11 protein-coding genes and 1 tRNA gene are annotated in these 14,270 nt (G+C 72.6%); 7 read left to right on the plus strand and 5 right to left on the minus strand.

What is annotated here, in order from left to right; genetic code table 11:
* Positions 1-63 precede the first annotated feature (63 nt).
* The 4 genes from MKK82_RS29245 (at position 64) to MKK82_RS29260 (ending at position 4,281) form a co-directional block, all read left to right on the plus strand.
* Positions 64-140 (plus strand) — tRNA-Met (locus MKK82_RS29245).
* 586 nt (positions 141-726) lie between these two features.
* Positions 727-1,221, plus strand: coding sequence for a MucR family transcriptional regulator (locus tag MKK82_RS29250; protein ID WP_238290481.1), 495 nt, complete (start codon positions 727-729; stop codon positions 1,219-1,221).
* Positions 1,222-1,377: 156 nt separating this feature from the next.
* The gene (locus tag MKK82_RS29255) at positions 1,378-2,859 is read left to right on the plus strand and encodes a DegQ family serine endoprotease (protein WP_238290482.1); all 1,482 of its coding nucleotides are present in this window, start codon (positions 1,378-1,380) and stop codon (positions 2,857-2,859) included.
* Between the two features lie 84 nt (positions 2,860-2,943).
* Entirely contained in the window at positions 2,944-4,281 is a 1,338-nt protein-coding gene (locus MKK82_RS29260; RefSeq protein WP_238290483.1) for a replication-associated recombination protein A, read from the plus strand.
* Positions 4,282-4,537: 256 nt separating this feature from the next.
* On the opposite strand, the gene MKK82_RS29265 is transcribed toward MKK82_RS29260, so the two are convergent.
* A complete protein-coding gene (locus MKK82_RS29265; RefSeq protein ID WP_238290484.1) occupies positions 4,538-5,002 on the minus strand; it encodes an Lrp/AsnC family transcriptional regulator in 465 nt (154 codons plus the stop codon).
* Positions 5,003-5,252: 250 nt separating this feature from the next.
* Between MKK82_RS29265 and MKK82_RS29270 the strand changes: the two genes are divergently transcribed.
* Both MKK82_RS29270 and ggt read left to right on the plus strand, forming a co-directional pair.
* A complete protein-coding gene (locus MKK82_RS29270) occupies positions 5,253-6,263 on the plus strand; it encodes a 1-aminocyclopropane-1-carboxylate deaminase (RefSeq protein WP_238290485.1) in 1,011 nt (336 codons plus the stop codon).
* Positions 6,264-6,447: 184 nt separating this feature from the next.
* Positions 6,448-8,229, plus strand: a complete 1,782-nt coding sequence (gene ggt / locus MKK82_RS29275) for a gamma-glutamyltransferase (RefSeq protein WP_243987662.1) — start codon at positions 6,448-6,450, stop codon at positions 8,227-8,229.
* Positions 8,230-8,368: 139 nt separating this feature from the next.
* On the opposite strand, the gene purD is transcribed toward ggt, so the two are convergent.
* From purD to MKK82_RS29290, 3 genes are all read right to left on the minus strand, one after another.
* Entirely contained in the window at positions 8,369-9,643 is a 1,275-nt protein-coding gene (purD, locus tag MKK82_RS29280) for a phosphoribosylamine--glycine ligase (RefSeq protein WP_238290487.1), read from the minus strand.
* Between the two features lie 105 nt (positions 9,644-9,748).
* Positions 9,749-10,066, minus strand: a complete 318-nt coding sequence (locus tag MKK82_RS29285; protein WP_238290488.1) for a hypothetical protein — start codon at positions 10,064-10,066, stop codon at positions 9,749-9,751.
* Positions 10,067-10,139: 73 nt separating this feature from the next.
* Complete coding sequence (locus MKK82_RS29290; protein WP_238290490.1) at positions 10,140-11,366, minus strand: oxalate decarboxylase family bicupin; 1,227 nt, start codon at positions 11,364-11,366, stop codon at positions 10,140-10,142.
* A gap of 267 nt (positions 11,367-11,633) precedes the next feature.
* Between MKK82_RS29290 and MKK82_RS29295 the strand changes: the two genes are divergently transcribed.
* Positions 11,634-12,905, plus strand: a complete 1,272-nt coding sequence (locus MKK82_RS29295; protein ID WP_238290491.1) for an efflux RND transporter periplasmic adaptor subunit — start codon at positions 11,634-11,636, stop codon at positions 12,903-12,905.
* Positions 12,906-13,262: 357 nt separating this feature from the next.
* Here the strand turns inward: MKK82_RS29295 and MKK82_RS29300 are convergent, their stop codons facing one another.
* Entirely contained in the window at positions 13,263-14,198 is a 936-nt protein-coding gene (locus tag MKK82_RS29300) for a dihydrodipicolinate synthase family protein (RefSeq protein ID WP_238290492.1), read from the minus strand.
* Positions 14,199-14,270 lie beyond the last annotated feature (72 nt).

A 14,270-nucleotide genomic window follows, 5' to 3' on the forward strand; every position in this document is an offset into this window, starting at 1 on the left:
CCGGATACCGCGCCCGCTGCACCCCAGCCCGCGCCGCACCCGGGACCAGCCGCACAGACTTGGCGCGGGGTGGAGCAGCCCGGTAGCTCGTCAGGCTCATAACCTGAAGGTCACAGGTTCAAATCCTGTCCCCGCAACCAACGATCTTCGAACCCGCCGCGCTTCCCAGCGCGGCGGGTTTTTCGTTTGGTCCGTCCGGTCCGCCGGCACCCGGAGCGCGGCTCCGGGCCCGTGGGAGACGCGTGAACCGCCCCTGAGGGCCGTCCCGCGTCCTGCGATCCCGCCCGGGTCCCGCCGGGGGCGTTTCGTCCGATCGGGCACGCTGGAGTTGTGTTCCCGCGATGGCGGCAGCCGAAGGAAGCCGCCGGACGACGCCCTCGAACGCCGCCGCTGCGCGCGCCGTTGGCCCGGCGGCCGCCTCCCCGAGGACGATTCCAAGATCCCGCGCGCACACCGCGCCGTCGTACGCGGTCCGAACAGGACAGGGATCTTCCGGGGAAGGTGAGGCGCGCGAATCGGTTGCGCACAAGCCATGCTGCGGCAAGAAATGTTCTTTGAGGTTGGCTGATCAAAGCCGATCTTCTTGACCGCTGGACGATTGTATACGCCGGATTCCGATTGAGACTTGACCCCTCCTGAAAATACGATTGTATCAGTCGCCTGAACCGCGACGCAGTGCTTGCGTTCTGGCGAGTTTCGTCATCACGGGAAGGCAACGCACAAGCTATGGGTCAGTCGAACGGCGGCGGCAGCCGCTCCGTCATGCTCGCCTCCGAGATCGTCTCGGCCTATGTGAGCCACAACCACGTGCAGAGCGCGGATCTGCCGGAACTCCTCAACGCGGTGCATGCTGCGCTCAGCGGGATCGGCACCGGCGGCCCCGCGTCGCCGCAGGCCGTGACGAAGGCCACGCCGCAGGAGATCCGGCGCTCGGTCACCCCGGATTTCCTGATCTCGTTCGAGGACGGCAAGCCCTACAAGACCCTGCGCCGCCATCTCACCCTCCGCGGCCTGTCCCCGGAGGCCTATCGGGCCAAGTGGGGCCTCGCCGCCGATTATCCGATGACGGCCCGGAGCTACTCCGAGCAGCGCTCGCAGCTCGCCCGATCCCTGGGCCTCGGGCAGTCGCGCGGGAAGGCGGCCGCACCGGAGCCCGTCGAGCCTGAACCCGCGCCGCCGCCCGCGGGAAAGCGCGGGGCGCGCCGCAAAGAGGTCGCCTGACCGCGCGGCCGGGGCGCCCGCGGCGCAGGCTCACCAGCGACGCCTGCGGCGTCGATGTCGTGGACCTGCCGCAATCGGCCTCGATAGCGTAGGGCCGCACGGCGCGCCTGCCTTCTCGGCCTGGACGGCGCGCCCGTCCTGATGCCGGAGCCCCGCATGCTGACCCGCCTCACCCTGCCTGCCCTCGTCGCGGCCCTGCTGGCCACCGGCCCGGCCTGGGCGCAGATGGCGCGCACGGAGGCCAAGGAGACGACGAAAGAGACGTCCCGGGAGATGTCCAGGGACGGGACGGCCAAGGCCGTGCCCCTGAGCAAGGCCGACGTGCAGCTCTCCTTCGCCCCCGTGGTGAAGCGCGCCTCCCCCTCGGTGGTGAACGTCTACGCCTCCCACGTGGACAAGCGCTCCAACGCCCGCACCAGCGCCATGGAGGAGTTCATGCGCCGCTTCTTCGGCGAGCCGGAGGGCGGGCGCGGTCCCCGGGGCGACCGGGCGCAGCGCTCCCTGGGCTCGGGGGTGCTGGTCGATGCCGACGGGCTCGTCATCACCAACAACCACGTCATCGACAACATGAACGAGGTGCGGATCGCGCTGGCGGACCGGCGCGAGTTCGAGGCGACCATCGTGATGCGCGACACCCGCACCGACCTCGCCGTGCTCAAGCTCAAGGAGCCGCCGAAGAGCCTCGTGCCGATGCCGTTCGGCGACGCCGACGCCCTGGAGGTCGGCGATTTCGTGATGGCGATCGGCAACCCGTTCGGTGTCGGCCAGACGGTGACGCAGGGCATCGTCTCGGCGCTGGCGCGCACGCAGGTCGGCTCGGCGGATTACCAGTACTTCATCCAGACCGATGCGGCGATCAACCCGGGCAATTCCGGCGGCGCCCTGGTCGACCTGCGCGGCCAGCTCGTCGGCATCAACACAGCGATCTACTCGCAATCGGGCGGCAGCCACGGCATCGGCTTCGCGATCCCCGTGGGCATGGTCAAGGCGGTGGTCGACGCCGCCCGCGACGGGGCGAGCGTCGTGCGCCGGCCCTGGCTCGGGGCGCGCATCCAGAGCGTGACCCCCGACATCGCCGACAGCATGGGCCTCGACCATCCCACCGGCGTGCTGGTGGCGAGCCTGCAGGCCAAGAGCCCGGCCGAGGAGGCGGGCCTGAAGCGCGGCGACCTGATCCTCGCGGTGGACGGCCAGGAGGTGGCCGACCCGGAGGCCTTCGGCTACCGCTTCGCCCTCAAGGGCGTCCAGGGCCAGGCCCGGTTCGGGATCCTGCGCGGCACGAGCCGCCAGACGGTCGCGGTCAAGCTCGCGCCGGCCCCGGAGACGCGCCCGCGCGACGTGCTCAAGGTGAAGACCCGCTCGCCCTTCCTGGGCGCGACGCTGGTCAACACCTCGCCGGCGGTGGCCGAGGAGATGCAGGTCGACTTCCAGACGGACGGCGTGGCCGTGCAGGCCGTGGACGAGAACTCCGTGGCGGCCCGGGTCGGGCTGCAGAAGGGCGACGTGATCCTCGCGGTCAACGGGGTGCCGGTGCCGACCACCAAGGATCTCGACCGGGTCACCCGCAACAGCCTCAATTCCTGGGAGGTCGCGATCAACCGCAACGGCGAGATCCTGACCTCGGTGTTCGGCGGCTGAATCGCGGGTCGCTCCGGCGCGGGAGCGGGGGCAAGGCCCGCGGCCCGGCTTGCGCCCCCGCCCGCCGCCGGTGTTGATGCGCGGATGTCCGACCTGTTCGCCTCCGCGGAGCCTCCCCCCGCGCCCGACCCCGCCTCCGGCGCCGTGTCCGCCCGGCCCCTGGCGGACCGACTGCGCCCGCAGAGCCTCGCGGAGGTCGTCGGCCAGGAGCACCTGACCGGGGAGGGCGGGGCGCTCACCCGGCTGCTGCGGGGGCGCAGCCTCGGCTCGCTGATCTTCTGGGGACCGCCCGGCACCGGCAAGACCACGGTGGCGCGGCTGCTCGCCCAGGGCACCGACCTGCATTTCGAGCAGATCTCCGCGATCTTTTCCGGCGTGCCCGACCTGCGCAAGGTGTTCGAGGCGGCGCGCAGGCGCCGGGCGAGCGGGCAGGCGACCCTGCTGTTCGTGGACGAGATCCACCGGTTCAACCGGGCACAGCTCGACGCCTTCCTGCCGGTGATGGAGGACGGCACCGTCACGCTGGTGGGCGCGACGACCGAGAATCCCTCGTTCGAGCTGAACGCCGCGCTCCTGTCCCGCGCCCGGGTGCTGCTGTTCCGGGCCCTCGACCCGGGTGCCATCGCGCGGCTCCTGGTGCGGGCCGAGGCGCTGACCGGGCAGGCCCTGCCGCTCACCGAGGAGGCGCGCGGCGTGCTGGTGCGGATGGCCGACGGGGACGGGCGCGCGGCGCTGACCCTGGCCGAGGAGGTCTGGCGCTCGGCGGGACCGGCCGAGATCCTCGACGCCGAGGCGCTCCAGGCGATCGTGCAGCGCCGGGCGCCGATCTACGACAAGGCGCAGGAGGGCCACTACAACCTGATCTCGGCCCTGCACAAGACCGTGCGCGGCTCCGATCCGGACGCGGCGCTCTACTATCTCTGCCGGATGCTGGATGCCGGCGAGGACCGGCTGTTCATCGCCCGCCGGCTGGTCCGGATGGCGGTGGAGGATATCGGGCTCGCCGACCCGCAGGCGCTGGTGGTGGCCAACGCCGCCAAGGACGCGTTCGACTTCCTCGGCAGCCCGGAGGGGGAACTGGCGCTGGCCCAGGCGGCGATCTACCTCGCCTGCGCGCCGAAATCGAACGCGGTCTACGAGGCCTACAAGGCCGCGACCCGCCTCGCCAAGGAGGCCGGCTCCCTGGCGCCGCCGCGCACCATCCTCAACGCGCCGACCAAGCTGATGAAGCGGATCGGCTACGGCGAGGGCTACCGCTACGACCACGACGAGCCCGACGCCTTCTCGGGCCAGGATTACTGGCCCGACGCGCTGGGGCGCCAGCACCTCTACCGGCCCACCGGGCGCGGCTACGAGACCCGGCTCGCCGAGCGCCTCGACCGGTGGGAGGCCCTGCGGAAGGAGCGGCGCGGGGAGGGGTAGGGGGAGCCGGAACCCGTTCCAGCGGCCGGTCTGTCCGTCCCCGGCCCCGTCCCGAGGTGCCGGAGCGCGGCGGAGGCCTGGAGGGACGGCTCCAAGTCGGCTCCAAGTCGGCTCCAAGTCGGCTCCAAGTCGGCTCCAAGTCGGCTCCAAGTCGGCCCCAGGGATCGCGCGGCCGGCCGGAGAGGGCTCCCGTCGGGGCCGCGCACGCGGGCACCGCGGGATGGGGGTGCGGATCGGGGACCCCGTGGCGACCCGGTCACAGATCGAGGGGCGCGTTGTCGATCACCTCCTTCATCACGAAGAAGGTCCGGGTCTGGCGCACCCCCGGCAGGCCGATCAGCGTGGCGCTGTGGAGGCGGTTGAAATCGGCCATGTCGGAGACCCGGATCTTCAGCATGTAGTCGAAATCGCCGGCCACGAGGTGGCAGTCGAGGAGCACGGGGATCGCCCGCACGGCGGCCTCGAACGCGGAAAAGCTCTCGGGGGTGGAGCGGTCGAGGACGACGCCGACGAAGACCAGCGTGCCGCGTCCGACCCGCATCGGGTCGATCAGCGCCCGCACCGCCCGCACGAACCCGTCGGCGAACAGGCGCTGGATCCGGCGGTGGCAGGTGGCCGCGCTGGTGCCGACCCGCTCGGCGATCTCGGCATTGGCCATGCGCCCGTCCGCCTGGAGGAGCCGGAGGATCTTCTGGTCGATCCGGTCGAGCCCTGCGGACATGGACGATTCTTTCGGTTGGAGGGCCAGATCCGGAATGATTCCGTGCGACCTGGCTTAGCGGCAGCGGATCACGATCACCAAGCCCCGAAGATCGAGAGCACCTTTCAGGGCAATTCGGATAGGGTCCTGTCGTGCTTCGGAGTCGCGCCGGCCAGGTCCGGCCACCGCTCCGGAACCCCGCATCGACGCGTCCGGCCGGAGGGAGACCGATCCCGGCGCCGGCCGCGTCCGCAAGACCCGGAGAGACCCGATGCTGGACACCTTCGAGCGCTATCCCCTGACCTTCGGCCCGACGCCGATCGAGCCGCTCAAGCGCCTGACGGCGCATCTCGGCGGCGAGGTCGAGCTCTACGCCAAGCGCGAGGATTGCAATTCCGGCCTCGCCTACGGCGGCAACAAGCTGCGCAAGCTCGAATACATCGTACCGGACGCGATCAAGAGCGGCGCCGACACCCTGGTGTCGATCGGCGGCGTGCAGTCGAACCACACCCGCATGGTCGCGGCGGTCGCCGCCAAGATCGGCATGAAGTGCCGGCTGATCCAGGAAGCCTGGGTGCCCCACGAGGACGCGGTCTACGACCGGGTCGGCAACATCCTCCTGTCGCGGATCATGGGCGCGCAGACGCAGCTCGTGGATGACGGGTTCGACATCGGCATCCGCGATTCGTGGAAGCGGGCGCTCGCCGAGGTCGAGGCCGAGGGCGGCAAGCCCTACGCGATCCCGGCCGGCGCCTCGGTGCACAAGTATGGCGGGCTCGGCTATGTCGGCTTCGCCGAGGAGGTGCGGAAGCAGGAGGCCGAGATGGGCCTGCGCTTCGACTACGTGGTGGTCTGCACGGTCACCGGCTCGACCCATGCCGGCATGCTGGTGGGCTTCTCGGCCGACGGGCGCGCCCGCAACGTCATCGGCATCGACGCCTCCTGCACCCCGGCCCAGACCAAGGCCCAGGTCCTCGACATCGCGCAGAACACCGCCGCCCTGGTCGGCGCGGGCGACATCGTCGCCGACGACGTGGTGCTCAACGAGGATTACGCCTACCCGGTCTACGGCGTGCCCTCGCGGGAGACCGTGGAGGCGATCCGGCTCTCGGCCCGGCTCGAGGGGATGATCACCGACCCGGTCTACGAGGGGAAGTCGATGCAGGGCATGATCGACCTCGTGAAGAAGGGCTTCTTCCCGAAGGGCTCGAAGGTGCTCTACGCCCATCTCGGCGGCGCGCCGGCGCTGAACGGCTACAGCTACACGTTCCGCAACGGCTGAGGCCGCGCCGGACGGCCGGGCCTCTCCCCCATCCCCCGCGTCCTGAGGCCCCGTCGGCGGGCCTCGAAAGCGTCCTCCGGGGCCGCTGCCCAGCACCTCAGGATGAGGTGATCGGGGGGAGCCGCGACTCTGACGTGTGGTCCCCTATATGGCGGCGCGGGAACCGCACCGGAGAGGGCCAGGGATGATCGCACCGGCACGCGCGCTGCTCCTGGCCGTCCTGCTCGCCCTCGCGGGCCCGGCGGCCCGGGCCGCCTCCGGGCCGGCCGTGGAGGCCGAGAACGGGATGGTGGTCTCGTCCCAGCGCCTCGCCTCGCAGGTGGGGGCCGATATCCTGAGGGTCGGCGGCAACGCCGTCGACGCCGCGGTGGCGGTGGCCTACGCCGAGGCGGTGGTGAACCCGTGCTGCGGCAATCTCGGCGGCGGCGGCTTCCTGGTGCTCCACAGCGCCGCCGGGCAGAGCCGGTTCGTCAACTTCCGCGAGACCGCTCCGGCGGCGGCGAGCCGGGACATGTATCTAGACGCCGCCGGCACCGTCGTGAAGGGCGCGAGCCTGCGCGGCTGGAAGGCGGCCGGCGTGCCCGGCACCGTGCTCGGCCTGAACACCGCGCTGTCCGCGTACGGGACCCTGCCGCTGGCGCAGGTGATGGCGCCGGCGATCGCGCTCGCCCGCGACGGGTTCGTGCTGACCCGGGGCGACACCGACATCCTCGAATCCGGCACCCGGCTGTTTGCTGCCCAGGCCAACGTCGCCCGGATCTTCCTGCGCCCGGACGGCAGCCCCTGGCGGCCCGGGGACAGGCTGGTCCAGGCCGACCTCGCCCGCACCCTCCAGGCCATCGCCGACCGCGGCGCGGACGCGTTCTACAAGGGGGCGATCCCGGACGCCGTGGAGGCGGCCTCCCGCGCCGGCGGCGGGCTCCTGACCGCGTCCGACTTCGCCGCCTACACGGTGACGCAATCCGAGCCGCTGACCTGCCGCTACCGCGGCGCCACCATCCTGTCGGCGCCCCCGCCCTCGTCGGGCGGCACCACGCTGTGCGAGATCCTCGGCATCCTCGACGGCTACGACCTGCGGGCGGCGGGGTTCAACGCGGCCCGGAGCGTGCACCTGATGGTCGAGGCCATGCGGCGCGCCTATGCCGACCGCAACATGCTGCTGGGCGACCCGGCCTTCGTAGACAACCCCGTCGCCCGGCTCCTGTCGCCGGCCTACGCGGAGACGCTCCGGGCCTCGATCCGGCCCGACCGGGCGACCCCCTCGTCCGAGATCCGCCCGGATCCCAGCCTGAATCCCGAGCCGGAGGCGCGGGAGCGGCCCGAGACCACCCACATCTCGGTGATGGACCGGGCCGGCAACGCGGTCTCGCTGACCTACACGATCAACGGCTATTTCGGCGCCGGGGTGATCGCCGCCGACACGGGCTTCTTCCTGAACGACGAGATGGACGACTTCACGGTCAAGGCCGGGGTGCCGAACCTGTTCGGCCTCGTGCAGGGGTCGAAGAACGCGATCCAGCCGGGCAAGCGCCCGCTCTCGTCCATGGCCCCGACCCTCGTGCTGCGCGACGGCAAGGTCGCCCTGGTGGCGGGCTCGCCGGGGGGCTCGCGGATCATCACGATCAACGCGCAGACGATCATCAACCTGCTGGATTTCGGCATGGAGCCGCAAGAGGCGGTGGACGCCCCGCGCATCCACCACCAGTGGCTGCCCGACGCGATCTACGCCGAGCCCTTCGCGCTCTCGGCGGACACGAAGGACATCCTGCGGGGCATGGGCCACACGATCATCGAGCAGAAGCCCTGGGGCGCGCAGGAGCTGATCGCGGTCCGCGCCGCCGCGCCGGCCCTCCCCGAGGCGGCCTCCTCGGGCAACGACGCCTCGCGCACGGAGCGGATGCGACCGGGCCTCCTCTACGGCGCCAACGACAACCGCAGGCCGGCGGGGGCGGCGGTGGGGGAATAGGGCGGGGCTGCCGGAACGAGCCCGTCGGCCGAGGCAGCGGAGGTTGTAATCCGGAGCCGCCAGCGGCGCCCCGGCCCGACGGGGAGGGGACGAGACGCCCGCGCGGGCGCCAGCCGGCCGCCCCCCGCTCAGCCCTCGCTCAGCCCTCGCCCGCCTCCCGGGCCACCGCCCGGAATCCGATGTCGCGCCGGCAGAATCCCTCCGGCCAGTCGATCCGGGCCACAGCCGCGTAGGCGCGGGCCTGGGCGTCCGTGACGCTGTCGCCCAAGGCCGTGACCGCCAGCACCCGGCCGCCGTCGGCGAGCAGCTGCCCGTCCTCGGCGCGGGTGCCGGCCTGGAACACGAACACGCCGTCGCCCTCGGCGGCCTCGACGCCCCGGATCGCCGAGCCGCGCACCACGGCGCCCGGATAGCCCGCGGCGGCCATCACCACGGTGAGGGCCGCCCTCTGGGCGTCGAACTCGAGGCCGATCCCGGAGAGGTCGCCGTCGCAGGCCGAGAGCAGGGCCGGCACGAGGTCGGAGGCGAGGCGCGGCATCAGCACCTGCGCCTCGGGGTCGCCGAAGCGGGTGTTGTACTCGATGAGCTTGGGGCCGTCGGCGGTGAGCATCAGGCCGGCATACAGGATGCCGGTGAAGGGGCAGCCCCGCGCCCGCATGCCCGCGAGGGTCGGCGCGATGATCTCGGCCATGACCCGGGCCTCGATCTCCGGGGTGACCACCCGGGCGGGGGAATAGGCGCCCATGCCGCCGGTGTTGGGGCCGCGGTCGCCGTCGAAGACGCGCTTGTGGTCCTGGGCGGTGCCGAGGGGAATGGCCCGGGTGCCGTCGCACAGGGCGAAGAAGCTCGCCTCCTCGCCGAACAGGCATTCCTCGACCACCACCTCGGCGCCCGGATCCGCGAACAGGGCGGCCAGGGCGTCCTCGGCCTGGTCCAGGGTCTCGGCGACGGTGACGCCCTTGCCGGCGGCGAGCCCGTCGGCCTTGACAACGATCGGGGCGCCCTGCCGGCGGACATAGGCCAGGGCCGGCTCCAGGGCGGTGAAGCGCGCGAAGGCGGCGGTGGGGATGCCGCAGGCGGCGCACAGGTCCTTGGTGAAGCCCTTGGAGCCCTCCAGCCGGGCCGCGTCGCGGGTGGGCCCGAAGGTGCGGATCCCGGCGGCCTTCAGGTCGTCCACGAGCCCGGCGACCAGGGGGGCCTCGGGTCCGACCACCACGAGGCCGATCGCCTCCGCCGCGCAGAAGGCGGCCACGGCCGCGTGATCCGCCACGGCGAGGTCCGCCCGGTTGGTCCCGTGGCGGGCCGTGCCGGGATTGCCCGGCGCCGTGAACAGGCGGGTGCAGAGGGGGCTCTGGGCCAGTCGCCAGGCCAGGGCGTGCTCGCGGCCGCCGGAGCCGATCAGCAGGATGTTCATGCGCACGCCACCATGGGCATTGCTTCTGGGTGAAGCCTGTCGGCGGGGAAAGGTTTTTTTGGGGCTTTCCCCGCTCTGCGCGGAATTCGCAGCGGCCCCGGCCCCTCAGCAGCCGATGCACACGCTCGTGTTGACGCCGCCGCCGCCCCGCCGCGCGATCCCGTGGCGCCCGCCGTGGCGGCCCCCGTAGACGCCCCGGTAGGGCACGTAGGGCCCGACGGGCGCGTACTGGACGTTGCGCTGGATCGTCTGGTTCAGCGTGTTGAAATCCGTGACCCGCTGCTGGTTGAGGGTCCGGATCTGGCTCTGGAGGGCGAACGAGGCGTTGGCGGCGTTCGGGTCGTTCTGCTGCACCTGCGCCGAAGCGGCCCCCGCCGGAAGGGCGAGGGCCAGGGCGAGGAGCGCGCGGGACGCGGCGCGCATGGGATTCTCCGTGCGATCGATCGAGCTGACTGCGAGGTCGACGCGCCAGGGTCGGGCCAAGTTCCGGGGCGCGTCAACCCGGCACGACCGGGGTCTTCACGGCGGAGAGCGCCTCGACCTGCCCGGCCGCCATCCCGGTATGGGCCTGCACCAGGGAATGCGGGGTCAGGGCCAGCCACTGCGTGAGGGAGATGTCGGCGTAGCGCGGGCTCTTGAACATCTCCAGGAAGGTCAGGGTCGTGTCGCCCGTGTTCTCGATGTAGTGGCCCATGGCGAAGGGCACGTAGCCCACGTCGCCGGCCCGGTAGTCGAAGGTGCGGGCCTTCGATTCCGAGCCGAACACCGTCATCCGGCCCGTGCCGGAGAGGTAGTACTGCCACTCGTCGCTGGTGGGGTGCCAGTGCAGCTCGCGCAGGCCCCCGGGCTCGACCTCGACGAGGGCCGCCGCGATGGTGACCGAGGCCGGGAACACCGTGGAATCGGTGATGCGCACGCTGCCGCTCCGCGTGCGCAGGGGCTCCTGCGCCAGCATCCGGTGGCTGAAGGACGTCTGCACCGGCCCGGAGCCGGCCATCCTGTCGGCCGCGAGCGGGCCGGGCCTCGGGCCGGGGAAGATGTAGAGCTCCTTGTCGGGGAGATTGGCGAAGGCGCTCTCGGGCAGGCCGAAATTCTTGGCGAGCACGTCCCTGGGCGTGTGCGCCAGCCAGTCGGTCAGCAGGAAGGTGGAATCCTCCGAGAAGCCGCCGTCGTCGAACACCAGCAGGAACTCGCAGCCGTCGACGCCGTCGGCCGAGAGCCCCTGGATCGCGTGCGGGATGCCGCCCGGGAAGTACCAGAGGTCGCCTTCGCCGACGTCGTCCGCGAAGGTGCGCCCGTCCTGGTCGACCGCGGTGATCCGGGCCCGGCCCTTGATCATGTAGGCCCACTCGGATTCCTTGTGCCAGTGCATCTCGCGGACCGCGCCGGCCTTGAGGCGCATGTTGACGCCCGCCATCGCCTTCGAGACCGGCAGCTCGCGGATCGTGGCCTGGCGCGCCCAGCCGCCCGTCTCCAGCCGCATGTGGCTGTCCGCGAAGGACCATTTCAGGTTCGGCATCGTGCCGTGGTCGGTGGCGGGGGGCGCCCGGGTGAACGGCTCCTCGGCGGCCCGGGGCCGGTTCTGCGGGCCCAAGATGTCGGCGCCCTCGATGGCGCCCCCCGTGCCCGCGCGCTCGGGGGCGGCGGCGTGCGCCGCGGTCGCGGAGGCCGCCATCGCGCCCCCCGCGGCCGCGATGATGGCGCGCCTGGAGATCTCGGTCATCGCGTCTCGATCCTGATGGGCCGGAGCGCCGGAGCCGGGGGTTGCGGGCCCCGGAGCCCCGGATCCTGGTGTCTGTCCTGGTGTCTGGCAGGGTAACCGGACGGCAGAGGGGCGGATCCGCGAGCGCGCGCGATCGTGCAGTGCGGCATCTCGCCCGGAGGCCGCCCGGGCGCTATACTGGTTCGGTATCTTGAATGCAGGACGAGACGCGTGCCGGCCGGTACGGCCCAGCCGGCGACGGTTGCGCGGCGCGAGCCGAGGGCGAGAATGTCGGACCGGGACAGTTCAGCCGCAGGCGGGGCCGGCCGCCCCGCGTCCCACGGCCGCCTGTGGCTCGCCCTGCTGGCGCTGGCCGGGGCCGGGCTCCTGGGATACCGCCACTGGCCGGACCAGTCCCGGGCGGCGACCCCGCCGCCCGCTTCCGCCGCGAAGCCGCCGGGCGTCCGGGTCGCCCGGGTCTCCCGGACCGACGGCCCCCTGAGCCTGACCCAGACCGGCACCACCCAGGCCTTCGACACGGCGAGCCTCTACCCGCGGGCGACCGGCTACATCGTCGAGCGCAAGGTCGATATCGGCACGCACGTGAGGACGGGCGACCTGCTGTTCCGGATCAGCGCGCCCGACCTCGACCAGCAGCTCGTCCAGGCGCAGTCGCAGGTGCTGCAGCTCCAGGCGGCGCTGATCCAGGCGCGCGCGATGGTCGACCAGGCCGATGCCAACCGCCACCTCGCGGACGTGACCAACCGGCGGACCGCGACGCTCGCCGGCACCGGGGCCGAGACCCGGCAGAACGCCGACACGTCCCAGGCCGGGGTGCTGGCGCAGACCGCCAACGTCGACGCCGCCCGAGCCGCCGTGAAGGTCGCGGAGGCCAACATCGCCGCCCAGGAGGCGCAGGTCGCCCGCCTCAAGGTCCTGACCGGCTTCGAGGAGATCCGCGCGCCCTTCGACGGGGTGGTGACGACCCGCAACAACGACGTCGGCGACGCGGTCACGGCGGACACGAACACCGGCGCGCCGCTCCTGACCCTGGCGCGGGACGACGTGCTGCGCATGGCGGTGAACGTGCCGCTCTACGCCGCCGACGGCGTCCGCGCGGGGCTCGACGCCCGGATCACGGTGGCGCAGATCCCCGGGAAGGTCTTCCCCGGCACGGTCTCGCGCTCGTCGACGACGCTCCTCTCGGCCGCGCGCACGCTGATGACCCAGGTCGACATCCCCAACCCGGACGGCGCGCTGCGGGCGGGCCTCTACATCACCATCACCCTGGAGATCCCGCGGGTCGCCCCCGCCGTGACGGTGCCGAGCGACGCGCTGATCTTCGACCAGAACGGGACGCAGGTGGCGGTGGTCGAGACCGGGCCGGACGGCGGCGCGGTGGCGCGGATGCGCAAGGTCACGATCTTCCGCCAGACCCGCTCGGCCCTGGAGCTGCGCTCCGGCCTGTCCGGCGACGAGCGCGTCGTCGTGGGGCCGCCGGCCTCCCTGCGGGACGGCGACCGGATCGCGCCGCAGCCGGAGGGCCGGGCCGGGGCGTGACACGCGCGTTCCCCGCGCCGCCGGCCGGCGGGTGCGGCGACGCGCGATCCCGGCCCGTAGGCGCGGGGGCGCGGGAGGGCCGTCCGTCGAGCCCGCCCGGGTCCCCGCATCCCGATCCGCCGCCACGCATGTCGCGACGCCCGCTGCCACGCCGCCGCGACGGCGTTCCCCAGGGATCGCGCGGCTGGCCGGCGGCCTCCTTCGGGGCCCGGTCGGGGCGCGCTGAACGCCCTTCGGATCCCCCGCCGGTCCCTCTCCGGTCTCTCGCAGGTCTCTCGCAGGTCTCCGATCCGGGAACATCGGAGCCCCCGCCGAAGCCCCTGCGGGAACCCCCCGAAGGGCGTCCGTACGGGCGCCTCAGCCCGCCAGCCGCGCCCGCTCGTCGGTCCGCGCGAGGCGGGCCAGCAGGTACTCGACCTCGGCCTTGGCCCGGGCGGTCAGCGCCTGCGACGGCTTGCGCTGCGCGTCGGACGCGAAGATCCCCCGGCGCATGAACACGTACTTGCGCACCGCGAGGCCCAGCGGTCCCTGCTGCTGCTCGTAGCGGAGATAGGGCAGGTGGGCGTCGAACAGGTCGTGGGCGGCGTCGCGCTCGCCCGCCCGGCCGAGGCGGACCACGTCGACCAGCATCTCCGGGAAGGCGTAGCCGGTGTTGGCCCCGTCGGCGCCGCGCTCGGTCTCGAAGTCGAGGAACAGGCCGCCGTTGCCCACGAGGATCGAGATGTGGCGCATCGAGCCGTCCGCCTCGAAGCCGCGCAGGGTGGAGATCTTCTCCAGCCCCGGCCAGTCCTCGTGTTTGAGCATCACGCAGGAGGGATTCTCGGTGACGATCCGGCGGATCACGCCCGGGGTCATCTGCACCGAGAAGGTCAGGGGATAATCCTGCAGGACGAAGGGCACGTCCGGCCCGATCGCCTCGACCGCGTTGCGGTAGTAGCCGACCACCTGGTCGTCGGTGCGCAGCGTGTTGGGCGGGGCGATCATCACGCCGGCCGCGCCCATCTCCATCACCTCGCGGGCCAGCGCCCGCATGGCCGCGAAGCCCGGCGCCGTGACGCCGACGATCACGGGCAGCCGCGTGCGCCCGAGGACCCGCTTGGCGACGGCGAGGCCCTCGCCGTGGTCGAGCTTGCCGGCCTCGCCGAGCTGGCCGAGGATGGTCAGGCCGTCGACCCCGGCGGCGCCGAAGAAGTCGGTCATCCGGTCGAGGGAGGTCTCGTCGATCCGGCCGTCCGGGTGGAACGGCGTCGGGGCGATCGGGACGACGCCGCCGATGTCGCTGGTGAGGGGCATGCCGGTCTCCGCGCTGCTGCGGCGGCCGCCGGCCGCCGGGTGGCATGCCCCATACTAAAAAATCCCGCGCGG

Source organism: Methylobacterium sp. E-046 (genome assembly GCF_022829625.1).
Lineage (GTDB): Bacteria > Pseudomonadota > Alphaproteobacteria > Rhizobiales > Beijerinckiaceae > Methylobacterium > Methylobacterium longum.

Coding starts and splice junctions, on each gene's coding strand:
- MKK82_RS29290 (WP_238290490.1), bottom strand. CDS start 11,366: ATGACCGAGATCTCCAGGCGCGCCATCATCGCGGCCGCGGGGGGCGCG.
- MKK82_RS29265 (WP_238290484.1), bottom strand. CDS start 5,002: ATGTCCGCAGGGCTCGACCGGATCGACCAGAAGATCCTCCGGCTCCTC.
- MKK82_RS29250 (WP_238290481.1), top strand. CDS start 727: ATGGGTCAGTCGAACGGCGGCGGCAGCCGCTCCGTCATGCTCGCCTCC.
- MKK82_RS29270 (WP_238290485.1), top strand. CDS start 5,253: ATGCTGGACACCTTCGAGCGCTATCCCCTGACCTTCGGCCCGACGCCG.
- MKK82_RS29255 (WP_238290482.1), top strand. CDS start 1,378: ATGCTGACCCGCCTCACCCTGCCTGCCCTCGTCGCGGCCCTGCTGGCC.
- MKK82_RS29300 (WP_238290492.1), bottom strand. CDS start 14,198: ATGCCCCTCACCAGCGACATCGGCGGCGTCGTCCCGATCGCCCCGACG.
- MKK82_RS29285 (WP_238290488.1), bottom strand. CDS start 10,066: ATGCGCGCCGCGTCCCGCGCGCTCCTCGCCCTGGCCCTCGCCCTTCCG.
- MKK82_RS29260 (WP_238290483.1), top strand. CDS start 2,944: ATGTCCGACCTGTTCGCCTCCGCGGAGCCTCCCCCCGCGCCCGACCCC.
- purD (WP_238290487.1), bottom strand. CDS start 9,643: ATGAACATCCTGCTGATCGGCTCCGGCGGCCGCGAGCACGCCCTGGCC.
- MKK82_RS29295 (WP_238290491.1), top strand. CDS start 11,634: ATGTCGGACCGGGACAGTTCAGCCGCAGGCGGGGCCGGCCGCCCCGCG.
- ggt (WP_243987662.1), top strand. CDS start 6,448: ATGATCGCACCGGCACGCGCGCTGCTCCTGGCCGTCCTGCTCGCCCTC.